We start from the raw sequence: 15,273 nt of genomic DNA, 5'->3' as shown, positions 1-15,273 counted from the left end.
GCTGGAATGGGAGTTCGATCTTGCCTGCGTTTTTCAATCAAGCGATGGTGTTCGGCCTGCTGGGGGGGCTCGGACTTTTCCTGTTCGGCATGAAAATCATGTCGGAAGGGCTGCAGAAGGTGGCAGGGGATCGGATGCGGAAGATCCTCACCGCCCTAACCAACAACCGGATCATTGGTACCCTCGTCGGGTTAGCCGTGACCGCCATTATCCAGTCCTCCAGTGCCACGACCGTCATGGTGGTCGGCTTCGTCAACGCCGGTCTCATGACCCTGACTCAATCGATCGGAGTCGTTCTGGGTGCCAACATCGGCACCACCATCACGGCCCAGTTGCTGGCCTTCAAGATCACCCAGTACGCACTCCCCGCCATCGGTCTTGGGACCGGGCTGAAGCTTTTTTCCAAAAGCAGGCAATGGAGCTACGTTGGCGAAATCCTGCTCGGCTTCGGCATCCTCTTCTTCGGCCTCGCCACTATGAAAGAGGCCTTCGATCCGATCAAGGACAGCGTCGAGTTTCAGAATTTTTTCCTTATGGTCGGCGACAATCATCTCCTCGCCGTCCTCCTCGGCGCCCTGCTGACCATATTTGTTCAGAGCAGCAGCGCCACCATCGGCATCACGCTCGCCCTGGCCACGGCAGGTCTGATCTCCTTTGAAGCGAGCGTCGCACTCATTCTGGGTGAAAATATCGGCACCACCGTTACCGCCAATCTTGCCGCAATAGGCACCAACCGGGTTGCACGCCGTACCGCCCTCGCTCATTTTCTTATCAATTTCCTTGGCGTCGGCTACATGCTTTTGCTGTTTCCGGTGTTTCTGGACTTCGTCAACCATATCACCCCGGAGGATGCCGATTTTGTCGTACAGTCAGTCGCCGAAGCCGAAAAGCTGGGTGTCGTTTTGGGCGATAAACCCTTTATTGCCCGACACATCGCCAATACCCATACCCTTTTCAATATTATAAATACACTCATTTTCCTGCCTCTTGTGGGGGTTTTGTGCCGGCTGACCACCCTGCTCATTCCCGGCAAAGAGGAAGCCTCGGAATTTCATCTCAAGTACCTCGACAACCGGGTGCTCAACACTCCTCCCATCGCTTATGGACAGGCCCGTTCTGAGACCCGGCGTATGGCTCAGATCACCCTCGAGATGTTCCAGGAAACCTTGGCCATTTTTCCACACATCGATGAAAAAAGGCTGGTACACCTTGAGAAAATGGAAGAGATTGTCGACCTGCTGCAGAAGGAAATCACCGACTTTCTTGTCGCCCTGTCCCAGCAGTCGATTACCAGGCAGATGTCTCAGGATGTCGCCGCGATGATGCACATGGCCAACGATCTGGAGAGGATAGGGGACCACTGCGAGAATCTCTGCAAACTCTTTGTCAAACGGAAACAACAAAAGATCTCCTTCTCTGAAAGCGCTGTCGAGGAGATCATGGAACTGGCCGAAAAGATCAGGGAATATCTGGCTTTCACTATCGATGCCCTGGAAAGGGAAGATCGTTCCATCGGCGAGAAATCCTTTTTCCTCCTGGGGGTTATCGACAATCTCGAGGAAAACCTGCGGAACAACCACATCGCCCGCCTTAATACGGGCGAGTGTGCCGTCAACCAGGGATTGCTCTTCATCGACATCCTCCATCACTTCGCCAAGATCGGCGATCACACCTTTAACGTCACCAAAGCCCTTTCCCGATCGGCCTGATTATTTAATACAGCGAAGTTGTTGAGGTTTTTAGAGATGGAAGAGATGATTTGAGGTCGACTTTTCCCTTGACATTTACCAGTGGATGGACAATAATCCGCCTCACGTTGATTGACGGGGCGTAGCGCAGCCTGGTAGCGCACCTGCATGGGGTGCAGGGGGTCGGAGGTTCAAATCCTCTCGCCCCGACCATTCAATGAGAAGAAAAAACAAGCAGTTAGGCCACTCCGAAAGGAGTGGCCTTTTTGCGTTGGTGCGCCAGGCATGGCGCGTAGCGCCTTGACTGGCGCTGTTCCGGTTGTTGTGGTGATAACCGGATGACTTGGGGGTGTAAGTCCCCTGTGGACCCTGATGGCGGGAACCACTAGCCGAACGGCAAGGGTGTCCACCGCGAGGTGGGATCTGAAGGAAGCCGCAGGCAAACTCCCGGCCCGACGAACAGAAATCGCATACGAGGCAGTTCCATCCGGGCGAGAAGGCCAACATCTTCAAAGCCCCATAGCCATCCGGGAGGGTGGGGCTGTAGATGCGGCGGGTATATGGGAGGAAGGTCACGCGCATTACCCTGGGAGATCTGCCGATCTGCCTCGTGCTACCGGCGTCGAGAGGCGTCGGGACGGGTCGGCAGAAGTCAGCAGAGGCCATAGTAGCCGGGGTTGACCATCCCGGTGAAGGGCCGAACACGAGGCGCCATTCAGGAGACTCGAATTTCGATGACGATCGAAGAAGCAGAAGCCCTGGTTGAGATATCAGGGGCCGCGCCCGAGGGTAGCGACCGGAAGTCGCAAGAGTATGGCACAGGTGCGTCAAACGTCACGGCATGCCGGGAACCGTCCTGGACGGAAGCGGAGACGCGGCTGATGGAAGAGGTTGTCAGTCGCGGCAACATGATGGCGGCCTACGACCGGGTGGTTGGCAACAAGGGAGCCCCCGGCATCGACGGGATGCAGGTGGGTGAGCTGAAAGGCTACCTGGTCAAGGAATGGCCGCGCATCAAGGAGGACCTGCTGAACGGAAGCTACCAGCCCCAACCGGTGCGGAAGGTCGAGATACCCAAGCCCGGCGGCGGGGTGCGCATGCTCGGCATTCCCACGGTGCTGGACCGGCTCATTCAGCAGGCGCTGCATCAGGAGCTGATGCGGCTGTTCGATACCGGATTCTCCGATAGCTCCTACGGGTTTCGGCCCGGACGGAGCGCCCACCAGGCGGTACAAGCAGCCCGCAGGCATGTGGCCGAAGGGCGGCGGTGGGTGGTCGATATCGACCTGGAGAAGTTCTTCGACCGGGTCGGACACGACGTGCTTATGGCACGAGTGGCCCGCAAGGTCAAAGACCCCCGTGTACTGCGACTGATCCGCAGATACCTGAGGGCCGGAGTGCTCGAAGGGGGGATCGTCTCGCCACGGGTGGAAGGGACGCCGCAAGGCGGCCCGCTCTCGCCGCTGTTGTCGAACATCCTGCTTGACGAGTTCGACAAGGAACTGGAGAGGCGCGGCCACGCCTTCTGCCGTTATGCCGATGATTGCAACATTTACGTGCGCAGTCGGCAATCGGCGGAGCGGGTCATGGCTTCGCTGATCCAGTTTCTCGAACAGCGGCTGAAACTCAAGGTCAACCGCGTCAAAAGCGCCGTTGGCCGCCCCTGGGAGAGAACCTTTCTGGGTTACAGGATGACCTTTCACAAGAAACCGCGGCTCAAGGTGGCTGAAGGCTCTGTGAAACGGTTCAAGGCCAACCTCAGAGAGCTCTTTCGTCGGGGAAGGGGACACAGCCTCAAACGGGTCATCGAAGAGTCCACCCCGAAACTGCGGGGATGGATCGCCTACTTTCGGCTGGCGGAAGTCAAAGGCATCTTCGAAGAACTGGATAGCTGGGTCAGGCGGAAACTACGCTGCATTCTGTGGCGGCAGTGGAAGCGCTCTTTTACGCGGGCCAGGAATTTGATGCGGCGGGGATTGTCGGAACTCAGAGCATGGAGGTCGGCTCAAAACGGGCGAGGCCCCTGGTGGAATGCAGGAGCCTCGCACATGCACGATGCGTTTCGAAAATCCTTCTTCGATAAACTGGGGCTGATCTGCTTGGTAGACAGTCTCAGACGCTTTCAGAGTGCTTTGTGAACCGCCGTGTACGGAACCGTACGCACGGTGGTGTGGGAGGACGGCGGGGGTGACCCCGCCTCCTACCCGATCAGGGAATCCTTTCATTGGGTGGGATGGTTTGAATCCACCCTGGATCTATCCATGCGTTGAATCGTGGTGGTTATCTTTCACCGCTTCACTGCTGCCGATCGGTTTTTCTCCATGATCTCGACCCGCGAGATCTGATGTATCGGACATTCAAGTCGATACGCCAAGTTTTGGCAAAATAACTTTTTGCAGAAGAACCCATACAAATAAAATAGCAATGATTGTCACAAGGCTTTCCATAGGCTTTCCTACCAAGGTTAAAGGCCTTCTCAAAGGCAATCTATGGGGTTACCTGCCGTCATGTATTTTCTAAGACGCCAACCTGGCGTCCTTTAGAATTTTCAACCTCTGTTGCACGAGCCTGAAGTCGATTCGGTCGCGGAAAAAGATGAAATTTCCTTTTTGACTTCCGTTGAGTTGCAGTTGGGGCACGATATGGGTCCCGCCTCAACGTTTTTCTGCAGTTTTTCAAATCGGTGACCGCATTTCTTACACGAGTACTCGTAAACAGGCATGTTCGACCTCCAAAATATAATATACGGATTATTGAATAAAATAAAATCTCTTTTCCTTTCTGTCAATGACTTTCAGCAGGCTTCTTTGAGGCCGTTGGTAAACACTCAGGGCGGCAGACGCTGGCGAGAGTTCGACCCATTGCGAAGAATCCGAGGCACAAAATGCGCTCAATGTTTACCTGCTGGTCGCAATCCAATTTAATTTATTAGTTTAAAGGTTGCGACATTAGTGATTTGACATTCTGAATCATTGTGTGTAATCTAACGCATTGTTTTTTGGTTAGAAGTTGTCGGTTGGAATGACCGCTTGATATCTGAGGGTGTCAGCGGTTTTTCTGTAGGGGGTATTCATTTTTGCAGACCGAAGCGCTCCCCTGAGGATGAGTATGAAAGATTACACCATTTCCGAACTCGTCGATCTGGCAACGATACAGAATCTCGCCGATGCAGTGTACCAGGTTACAGGTATGCCGATCGGCATCATTGACGCCACTGATGGGTCGATCCTGGTGGCCACCGGTTGGCAGGATATCTGTACCTTGTTTCACCGTGCACACCCTTCTTCCCTGAAAAATTGCCGTGAAAGCGACAATTACATCAAGGAAAATCTCGTTTATCGGGAACCCTGCTCTTATCGCTGCAAAAACGGGCTCTGGGACATCGGCGTCCCGGTCATCGTGGCGAACCGTCATCTGGCGACGATTTTTCTTGGACAGTTTTTTTATGTAGGTGAGAACGCCGACCGGGGCCGCTTTATTCTGCAGGCGCAAGAACATGGTTATAACCTTTCGGAATATCTCGCAGCGCTTGATCGAGTGCCCGTTTTTACCAGGGAAAAGGTTGCCGACATCATTACCTACAACAAAGCGTTTTCGCGTTTTTTGACGGATCTTGCCGAGAATTCAATCCGTAATTTTGAAGCGAAACAAGCCTCAATGGACAGCGCGGAAAAATACCGGGCCATAGTCGAGGCCTTCGACGGCTTGATCTACAGCTGTTCGGAAGATTATCGCATTGAATACATGAATGAGAAGTTCATCCAGCGAACCGGGAATAACGCCGTCGGCGAACTTTGCTACAAGGTTTTGCATGAGAGAGATTCCGTCTGTCCCTGGTGCGTGAACGAACGGGTTTTTGCAGGCGAAACAGTCCATTGGGAGGTGCAGAGTCCGAAGGACGGACGTTGGTACTACGTGGTCAATTCTCCTATCCGCAATGCGAACGGCTCGATGTCCAAGCAATCCATGATTATGGACATAACCGAGCGTAAGGTGGCCGAGGAGGAGCGCAAAATAACCATCGAATTCCTCAGCCTGGTCAATGCCTGTACCGGAACTCAAGAACTGTTATCCGCGGCTGCAGCCTTTTTTCGGCAGCATTCCGGCTGTGAGGCAGTAAACGTCCGCCTGAATGAAACGGATGAAAATTCGTACAGGGAAACTTACTTGCCGGGTGATACCACCAGGTACGAGCGACAGTCCTTGTGCAATGGCGAGAGATACGAATCAACGGCCCTGATACCGCTTGATTTTGGTCAAGAGCGCTTGGGCGCACTGGAACTGAATGATCGGCGAAAAGGACTTTTCTCCCCAGAGGTCATGGCGCTGTGGGAGAGACTTGCGGGGTATCTGGCGGTGGCCCTGGCGAAGTGCCGCTCGGAAGATGCGCTGAGAATGGCAAAGGAGGAACTGTGTCGCTCCCATGATGAACTTGAAAAAAGAATTGCCGAGAGGACGGAACAGCTGGAAAAAACTGTTGGTGCGCTGCGTACCAGCGAGGAGAGATATGCCATGGCCGTTCAGGGATCAAATGACGGTATATGGGATCTCAATCTTGCAAACGGCGACACTTTCTTTTCGCCGCGCTGGAAAAGCATGCTCGGCTATGAAGATGATGAATTTCCCAATAATTATGAAAAATGGAGGGAAAGAATCCATCAGGATGACCTGAATTTGGTCATGGAAGCGAGGAATGCATGCCTGGTCGGACAGATCCCCACCTATGAGGTCGAGTACCGGCTTCAGCACAAAGACGGCAGCTACCGCTGGATCCATGCGCGAGGAATCTGTCAGAGGGATCTGGCGGGAAAACCGGCCAGGTTTTCCGGTTCCCACACCGACATAACCGACCGTAAAAGAATTGAAGACACACTGCGAGAGTCCGAGAAAAAATACCGGACTCTTTTCGAGAGGTCGAGGGACACGATTTTCATTTTGCATCCAGCGAGAAGGATTATTGACATCAACCAGGCCGGAATCGAACTTTTTGGATATTCCAGGGAGGAACTTTTTTCCCGGTATCTGGAAAAACTCTTCTGCAATCCGGGTGACTGGGAGCTGCTGTGGGAAAAGATGGACCGATCCGAATTTGTCAGTGATTTCGAAGTCGAAATGATGAGAAAGGACGGCAGGAAAATCGTCGTTCACTTCTCCATGTCTGCCATCAAGGACGATGAAGGCCGTATGTCCGGTTGCCAGGGGATAATTCACGATATCACTGACCGAAAACTTCTGGAGCGGCAACTCATGCAATCGCAGAAAATGGAATCCGTCGGTATTCTAGCCGGGGGTGTGGCCCATGATTTTAACAACCTGCTCACTGCGATTTCAGGCTACGGGGAAATACTGTCAGAGAGCATCCGTGAAGACGATCAACTTTCTCATGAGAGTATCAGTAACGTGTTGAAAGCCGCTGACCGGGCTGCGGAGTTGACCAAGTCTCTGCTCGCTTTCAGCAGGAAACAGCTGATCAACCCGAAACCCGTGCTCCTGGACCCTCTTATCAGTGAAACCGGGAAAATCATTCAAAGGATTATTGGGGAAGATATCGAGTTCAGCATCGATTTCAGCTGCAGAAATCTGCAGGTCAAGGCTGATCCGGGCCAAATAGAACAGGTCTTGATGAATCTGGCGACCAATGCTCGTGATGCCATGCCAACGGGAGGGCATCTGTCAATCACCACGAAACAGGCGATTGTCGAGGAGGGGATGGAAAAGCTGTATGACCTTCCAACTCCCGGTAAATACGCCCTCATTTCCGTAGCCGATACCGGCAACGGGATTGACAAAAAGACGCTGCAAAACATCTTTGAGCCGTTTTTCACCACCAAGGAGGTGGGGAAGGGAACCGGCCTGGGACTGTCCATAGTTCACGGAATCATCAAGCAGCACAACGGCTCCGTTTTGGCCAGCAGTCAACCCGGCAAAGGAACCACGTTCGATATTTATCTGCCTTTGGCCAAGGGTCAATTCGTCAACGAAAAAATGACCTTCACCTCCCAGCCTCCCGGCGGTAAAGAGACTTTACTGGTGGTCGAGGATGACGAGACCGTGAGGATGTTCATAAAGAGAACCCTGGAAAGGGTCGGTTACAGAATCATTATTGCCGAAAACGGTGAAGAGGCGGTTGTGCGGTTCAGGGAGAACGCCGATATTTCCCTAGTTTTGTCTGATGTGGTCATGCCCAGGAAAAACGGCAGGGAAATGCTGGATGAAATAAAAAAGCTGAAACCGGGAATTCAAGGAGTTTTTATCAGTGGTTACACGGCAGAAACCATGCAAAGAAAGGGGATGCTTGATGCCGCGCTAGAGGCGGAAATGATTACAAAGCCTTTCAGGCAGGAGGATTTATTGAAAAAAATACGAGACGTCCTGGACAGGACCGTGTCCTCCCCGAATTAAGGGTTTAAGGTTTCCAAAGGGGGCAGGCCACTTTTGCGCTTCGAACAAGTAGTCTTCCCCTCGGGCATCTCCTAATTCTTACGCTGTGCCTTATTTTCCCGTTGCCTCGCGGGCGAGCCCAGGAATTGCAGTACCGACCTCGCAACGACTTTCGTGTTCTCCGACAGAAAGGCGTGGCCGCCGGGGTGGTACTCGAAACGCCCCCGGGGCAGGAGCCCGGCGAGGGTCTCGGCTGCAGTTGCGGGGAGGAGGACGTCGTCCGCTCCGGCGAGGACGAGCGCCGGGGCGTCAATGCGCGGCGCCCGGTCCCGGGAGTCGTGGGCCAGGCAGGCGTCGGCTTGCGCCGAGAAGCCGCGCGCCGAAGGGGCGGGCGCGCTTGCGAGGGTCGCCAGGGCCCCATCGATCAGCGCGTCGTTCTCGAGGGTCGCAGGGCTGAAGATCCAGGCGAACTGCTGGCGCCGGAAAGCGTAGGCTTCTACCCCTGTCAGGAGAAGATGCCGCCAGGCGTCGAGGGCGCGGCGAGTCCGCCCCGGGAGGCGGGCCGCGGTGGCAGCGAGCACCAGCGAGCGGATCCGGTTCGGTGCGAGGAGTGCCAGTTCCTGCGCTACAAGGCCGCCAAGCGAAAATCCGAGCACGTCCACCGAGTCGAGGCAGAGGTGATCGAGCAGGGCGAGGGCGTCGGCGGCGAGCCGGGCTGTAGTGCATGGTTCCGGTGGCGGACCGGAGAGGCCGGACCCGCGGGTCTCAAGGAGCACCAGGCGACGCTCGCCGCACAGGGCTTGAACCAGAGGAGCCCACGCGGACAGGTCGAGGCCGATGCCGTTCAAGAGGAGCAGGGGCGGTCCGTTGCCGGCGATCTCGTAATGGAGCGGCGCTCCGTCGAGGGTCAAGTCACCGGCCTCGGCTGCGCCGTTGTCCGCCGCACAGGAGTCGACATCCTGCGAGCGTTCGAGCTGGGCCTCGACATACTGCGCGAAGTCTTTCAGGGAGCGCAGCTTTACTGAGGACTTGTCGCCAACCCGGATGGCAAAATGCTCCTCTAGGGCCGCGATGAACGCTGTGAAGCCGAGCGAGTCGAGGGCGTTGTGCGCCACGGCCTGATCCGGCTCCAGCTCGAGGGCCGTCTGCGCGTTGCCCCCAACCTGCACTACGAGCTCCCTCAGTTGATCGATCATTGTTGCTGCCATGTTTCCTCCTTGTTACCCTCTCTAAGCTTGAACCGCTGTACCTTCCCGGTGGAGGTGCGCGGCAGTTCGGCCACAAACCGGATTCGGGCCGGGCACATGTGGTCCGGAAGACGTTCCCGGCAGTATCGCCGCAGCTCTCCGACCAGTTCCGGCGACCCGGTCACAGTGGGGTCGAGTACGACGAAGGCGTCCGGGACACCGAGCCCGCCAACCCGGGAGGCCACTACGGCGCACTCGGACACAGCGGCGTGCCCTCGCAGGACCTCCTCTACAGCGTTGGGTGAGACCCAGCAGCCGGCCGACTTGAACATGTCGTCGCTCCGTCCGCGGTGATAGTAGAATCCGTCCCGCTCCACAAAGAGGTCGCCGGTCGCGAGGGGAGCGTCGGCCGCAACCGGCGAGTTGCCGAGGCCCGGGGTTCGCGTCGGGCCGTCAATGAGCAGCTGCCCCTCGTTTCCGGGAGAGACATCGTCGCCGTGCTCGTCCACCAGCCTCGCCCTGTAGCCCGGCACCAAACTCCCCGCCGACCCCGCGACGGCCTGACCGGGAGCGTTCGAGATGAAGTGGTAGGCCATCTCGGTGGAGCCGATGCCGTCGAGGATTTCAAGCTCGGTGACCCGCTGCCACTCTTCGAACAGAGCCGCCGGGAGCGCCTCGCCGGCCGAGCAGCAGAGTCGCATCGGCAGCTGCTGCCGGACCTCCGGCCACGAACGGAGGATCTGAGCGAAGAGCGTGGGGACCGAGAAGAACACCGACGGGCTGTGTCGACGGACGATCTCGAGGACCGCTGCCGGATCGGGCTTTCCCGGGTGGAGGATGGCGGTGGCGCCGAGCCGGAGCGGCAGGGCCAGGCTGTTGATGAGACCGTAGGCGAAGGAGCACTTGCTCGTGGAGAAGATGACGTCCTTGCCTGTTAGCCCAAGCACGGCCTTGCCGACGAGATCGCACGGCAGCAGAAGAGCTTGGTGCCGGTGCGGCACTCCCTTGGGCGCGCCCGTGGAGCCGGAGGTGTAAAGAACATAGGCGAGGTCGCTGTCGGCCGGCTGAAAGGCGTCGCGGAACTCCATCCCCGGGCATGCCCAGTCCAACAGTCCCACCTCGTTGCACAGGATCTCCTCCAGGGAATCTGCAGGCGACATCGCTGCGCTCCCCTTCAGGGAGATTCTCAGGCGCGCGCCAGCGTCCTTCGCGATCTGCGCCAGTGCCTCCTGGTCGAGCTCGGAGTTTACCACGACCGCAACGGCACCGGACAGGAGGCAGCCGAGAAAAGCCACCGGGAAGGCGAAGCAGTCGGGGAGGGCGACCAGGATGCGCTCCCCCGGTGCGACCCCCCGCTCCCGCAGCCGGCGTGCCAGGCAACAGGCTCCCTCGCCCAACTCGCGGTACGTGTGGACCCTGCCGGAGCAAAGATAGACTGTCTTGTCCGGGCGGCTCCAAAGGTTGTGCTCCAGGAGCTCAAGAGCGGCGTTCGTCGTGCCCAACGATCCTCCCTGCGTGTGGTCCATGGACCGCCAGTTCCTGCCTGGTTCTTGGCCCGTTCCGGGCGGTTGGTTTCGTAGCAAAAGAGACATCGCCCTCTTCAAACCTGCGGTCCATTCTATCAAGATCGGCCAGTGAACCTGATCCCTTTACTCCCATTCTGTTTTCTTCCCTCCGTCATACGGTTTGGCCAGTCCCCGGACGATCAGTTCCTGTCCAAGGTTGCCGCCGTCAACGTAGACATCGGCTACAATTCGGAAATACTTTCCCCGCTGCATATTCCTTAAAACAATATGACGGCCTTCCCTCAGACGCTGAACCGTGTACTGTTTGGACTTTCGAGCAAGCGCTTTTACCCGTGGGTGGTTATCTCTCAGTTCGGGCGTATCGATGCCATTGATTCGAACCGCAATCCGTTCGCCGATGATCGGCGGATAGCCTGAGATGTTACAGCGGAAGGTGTCTCCGTCGTAGATGCTCGTAACTTCTGAAACAGTGGCTTCTCCATATATTAACGGACTGGCAACAGCGGTTGTTGCCAGAAACAGGAGGACGGCAAGGAAGAAAAATCGTGGATGTCGCATGCGGTCTATACAAAAAGGTAATTTCTGTTTGCGGCGAAATCCTCTCACGAACCCTCGATTCCGTGGGATCGAGACTGGATTCAAGTCGGGCAGTAATTATCAGTTTTGGGGAAGAGGGTATATGAAAAAATTACTAATTTTGTAATTTTAAAAGGCCCAACCGGGGCAGAAATTATGATTGCCCTTTTGAGAGCGTAGATCGGAACAGGATCTTTGCTATATACTTATGCAGGAGGATACCAGAGCGAAGGAGAACATATGGCGGTCGGTTGGTCTCGGGATGGTGCCGTTCAGGATCAGATAGACGCTACGGTTGAGGAGGCGGTGGAACGGGCTCGAAGCCGGCTGCCCGCCGGCGAGAGTGCAACCCATTGCGAAGATTGCGAGACGGAGATCCCCGAGGCGCGACGCAAGGCTGTTCCCGGCGTTCGCCTTTGTATCAGGTGTCAATCGGAGCTCGAAAAGAGGCAGAAAACCGTTTCGGCTTATAATCGACGGGGCAGCAAGGACAGCCAGCTCAAATAGAAGGGGGCCGGGGATTTCTGTTTCAACTCCAATATTTACCTCTAATTTTACTCCTGCCGGCTGAGTCTTTTCTTCAGAAAATAACCTCCCGCGCCCACCAGCAGCAACAGCGCCACCAGCAACAGCGTATTCCACAGGCCTGGTTCCGACAGGAAAGCCCTGATGCGATCCGTTACAATGGTCAAACCCGCGATCCCCGGCACCATTCCAGCCAGAGTCCCCAGAAAAAAATCTCTGAAGCGGATATGAGACGCTCCGGCTACCAGGTTGACGAGGGTGAAGGGAGCGATGGGGACCAGGCGCACGGCGCCGATGGCGAGGATGCCCTTGCGGGCGATCTGCTTGCTGATCCTGTTCAGACGGCCCCCGGCAAAATGTCGAATGGTATCCCGGCCCATCCAGTGGCCGATGGCGAAGGTGAGGGCGGCACTGCCCAGACAGCCCGCCAGACTGAAGAAAAAACCGGAAAGAGGCGAAAACAGGGCCGAAGTGACAACGATAAGAACGGTCACCGGAAAAAACAGAAGGCCGCCGACGACGTATGCAAAAAAAACATACAACCAGGCCAGAGGGCTTTGCCGGACAGATATCGCCAAGAAGGTAAGAGTCTCGGTATCGAGGTATTCCTTGAGAGGTGTGAAGCGCCACAAGGAGAGCAGCAACAGAACCGCCAGAGCGAAAAAGACCAGTTTGCGCTTGGCCGAACGGGAATTTTCGGCTGCATCCTGCGCCGGCACCACCATCTGGTCCATCATTAGATCCAGTTTGATCGGCTGTTCCGGATCGATGAGCGCTATCTCCTTTGTTGTGAATGTCTCTTCAAGAATCTGCGGGGAGATCAGGTTCTCCAGACAGTGATCCTTCACATTCAGCAGGTTTATGGCTTTCAGGAGAGACCTCTGGTCGGCGATCGCCTTACCGACCTCCTCCGGTGAGACTCCGAGGTGTTCTCCCAGCAATCGGTTGCGAAAGCCGATAACCCCGATGGCTTCCGATTCGCCCGGTGCCGTTTCCAGTGCCAGATCGCATTCGGTATCCAGACCCATGGAGCGATTGTTGAGATTGGCCGATCCGATCCGGACGAAGGTATCGTCTGCAATCATGACTTTCGAATGAATCCTGACTTCGGATTCTGTTTGCCGTCCCGATGCCCCGACAACGGGGCAGAAGATGCCCAGCCGTCCCTGGTCGTCCGCCTTGGCCAGGGACTGCAGGACCACCCTGCGAAGCTGACCCATGGTGTTTTCCTCCAGCCATCCGGTGTTGCTTTTGGGCAGGATGATGATGATTTCAGGTCCGCTCTTTCCTCCCAGCCTGTTCAGCAGGGCTTCAAGTAAGACCCGGGACGTCAGGTACTGATTTTCGATATAAATGTATTTTTCGGCAGCGGCAATGGATTGGATAAAAAGACGCTGCACCTCCCTGACTTCCGTCCGATTCTTGAAGGCGGGTTCGGTTCTGACAATGCCGATGGCAATGTTCGTCATGTCGACCGCCACGCTTTCGGGCCACTCAATCCCTCTCCTGCCTTCGGGCGTTGGGAGTCTGCTTCCCGTGGCCCGAAACCATCTCTCTCTGGCCAGCTCGCCCAGCTTTCCGGCGATCGGACCTTGAACCAGCGCCTGTACGTCATGAAAGGGTGGGTAGGGTTTGCCGAGAGGATCGATCCTTTGGGGATCGTCAGGATGATGCTGCGGGGTGTCCCAGCGACGGTTGGACAGATCGAACCCTCCGGCCAGGGCCAGACCATCGTCCACCACCACGATTTTCTGATGATGGCAGGCGCCGATGGGGTGCTGGCTGTCGAGGGACAGGTGGATCCGGCGATGGGTTTTCCAGTCGAGGTTGAAGATCGGCAAAGGTTCCCGATCCAGAGCGTAGATGACAGGATAGTCCCAGATCAGAATATGGATTTCGAGTTCCGGATTTCGGATGACCAGGTTTTCCAGAAAAGATCCGATGGTTACGCTACATTCGTCAGAGGAAGAGCGTTTAAGTTTGACGCGGCTGTCGATATCCCAACCGACGATCAGCAGGGAACGGCGGGCTTGAGCGGCGGCCTTTTCGAAGGCCGAGAAGATCGCCTCTCCATCCACCAGAAAGGCCACCCTCTCGGCATGGGCCAGACACCAGCAGTTATCTCCGGGACGTAAAATCTTTTTCATTGGGCATCGACGTCTTCGGAAGTCTGTAAGGGATGACTGGTGAACAGCTCCATTACGGAGAGGAACAGGGACAGGACAAGCGGTCCGAGTACGATTCCGATAAAACCGAAAACCGCCATGCCGCCGAGCAGCCCGAGGATGATGACCAGAGGCGAGATATAGATGGTACCGGCCCTGCCGCTCATGGACAGGGCGCGGATCAGGTTGTCCGAAGGGGAGATCAGCGCTGCGCCCCAGACGAGCAAAATCAGTCCCCTGAAGTAATCGCCCTGCAATACCAGGATCAGCGCTGCCGGAACCCAGACCAGAGTGGTCCCCACTAACGGGATCAGGGCTGCAATCGCCGTTGCGATGCCCAGGAGCACGGGGACGGGGAGCCCAACCAGCAGGTATCCCAGGGTCGCCAGAATTCCCTGAATGAAACAGGCGAAAAGGAGACCGGAAAGAATTTTGGTGACAACCTCCTTGACCCTCTGAATCAACAAACCCTTGATTTCCGATCTGAGCGGGATCAGGTCCAGGATCCTTTGGGCGAAATTTTCCCCGTCCCGATATATGAAGAACAGGGCGACGGCCATGATGACCAGTTCCAACGCGAAGGAGAAGGACTTTTTCACCACCGCCGTTGAAAAGTTGACCAGAACATCCATGGATTGCTGGAGGGCGACCCTGAAAGTTTCCTGAAGATTGATCTCGAAACGGGCGAAAATTGGATTCAGGATATTGATCAGCAGATTCACCGGAGGAAATTTTTTAATCTGGTGCCAGATGCTTGCAGGATCATTGAATAATGCGGGTTCCATATTTTCATAGAAGTCCTGGCCTTGGGTGGCAAAATAGACAATCAGGGCAACGACCGGCAGGACAAGGACCAGAATGACCCCGAGGGTCATCAGGGAAGACGCCAGATTTCTGCGCCTGTTGACGGCCAGGTAGAGACGATCGTAGAGGGGATAGGTCATCAGGGCGATGATGCCTGCCCAGAGCAGAGCCTGCAGAAACGGAAACAGTATGGCTATGACGGCCGCAAGATAGAGAAGCAGGGCAATTAACGCCAGCATAGTGCCAAAGAGATTCCTGTTCACACCTTATCCTTTACAACCATCTGTTTCAGATAGCCTTTTCACCCGTTTCCCTGTGAATGGACACAGAGTCAGGGATGTCTGAGAAGTATGGCCAAGTTCACCACCAGGAGTGGTCCGATTCCGGTTTTATTCAGTCTTTTCAGTGCTGGGAGGACCAA

The 15,273-nt window shown here is 55.9% G+C and carries 9 protein-coding genes and 1 tRNA gene; 5 read left to right on the top strand and 5 right to left on the bottom strand.

Features of this window, described 5'->3' with window-relative positions:
- Positions 1-20: 20 nt before the first annotated feature.
- The 4 genes from R2940_05640 to R2940_05625 all read left to right on the top strand — a co-directional run bounded on the left by R2940_05640 (position 21) and on the right by R2940_05625 (position 8,090).
- A complete protein-coding gene (locus R2940_05640) occupies positions 21-1,709 on the top strand; it encodes a Na/Pi cotransporter family protein (protein MEZ4599251.1) in 1,689 nt (562 codons plus the stop codon).
- 115 nt (positions 1,710-1,824) lie between these two features.
- Positions 1,825-1,901, top strand: a tRNA-Pro gene (locus tag R2940_05635).
- A 521-nt stretch (positions 1,902-2,422) separates the two neighbouring features.
- On the top strand, positions 2,423-3,826 hold the full coding sequence (gene ltrA, locus R2940_05630) for a group II intron reverse transcriptase/maturase (GenBank protein MEZ4599250.1): 1,404 nt from the start codon (positions 2,423-2,425) through the stop codon (positions 3,824-3,826).
- 970 nt (positions 3,827-4,796) lie between these two features.
- Complete coding sequence (locus R2940_05625) at positions 4,797-8,090, top strand: PAS domain S-box protein (protein MEZ4599249.1); 3,294 nt, start codon at positions 4,797-4,799, stop codon at positions 8,088-8,090.
- A 71-nt stretch (positions 8,091-8,161) separates the two neighbouring features.
- On the opposite strand, the gene R2940_05620 is transcribed toward R2940_05625, so the two are convergent.
- The 3 genes from R2940_05620 to R2940_05610 form a co-directional block, all read right to left on the bottom strand.
- Complete coding sequence (locus tag R2940_05620) at positions 8,162-9,277, bottom strand: alpha/beta fold hydrolase (GenBank protein MEZ4599248.1); 1,116 nt, start codon at positions 9,275-9,277, stop codon at positions 8,162-8,164.
- Positions 9,262-10,782, bottom strand: a complete 1,521-nt coding sequence (locus R2940_05615) for an AMP-binding protein (protein ID MEZ4599247.1) — start codon at positions 10,780-10,782, stop codon at positions 9,262-9,264. Before R2940_05615 ends, R2940_05620 begins: the two co-directional genes overlap by 16 nt.
- A 123-nt stretch (positions 10,783-10,905) precedes the next feature.
- On the bottom strand, positions 10,906-11,388 hold the full coding sequence (locus R2940_05610) for a thermonuclease family protein (GenBank protein MEZ4599246.1): 483 nt from the start codon (positions 11,386-11,388) through the stop codon (positions 10,906-10,908).
- Between the two features lie 210 nt (positions 11,389-11,598).
- Between R2940_05610 and R2940_05605 the strand changes: the two genes are divergently transcribed.
- Entirely contained in the window at positions 11,599-11,865 is a 267-nt protein-coding gene (locus R2940_05605; GenBank protein MEZ4599245.1) for a DksA/TraR family C4-type zinc finger protein, read from the top strand.
- Positions 11,866-11,912: 47 nt separating this feature from the next.
- Here R2940_05605 and R2940_05600 read toward each other — a convergent pair whose 3' ends face one another.
- Positions 11,913-14,030: a VTT domain-containing protein gene (locus R2940_05600; GenBank protein ID MEZ4599244.1), complete on the bottom strand. Its 2,118-nt coding sequence runs from the start codon at positions 14,028-14,030 to the stop codon at positions 11,913-11,915.
- The gene (locus R2940_05595; GenBank protein MEZ4599243.1) at positions 14,027-15,091 is read right to left on the bottom strand and encodes an AI-2E family transporter; all 1,065 of its coding nucleotides are present in this window, start codon (positions 15,089-15,091) and stop codon (positions 14,027-14,029) included. Before R2940_05595 ends, R2940_05600 begins: the two co-directional genes overlap by 4 nt.
- Between the last annotated feature and the right edge of the window lie 182 nt (positions 15,092-15,273).

Source organism: Syntrophotaleaceae bacterium, assembly GCA_041390365.1.
GTDB lineage: Bacteria > Desulfobacterota > Desulfuromonadia > Desulfuromonadales > Syntrophotaleaceae > JAWKQB01.
This window is presented reverse-complemented; position numbering and strand designations above follow the sequence as displayed.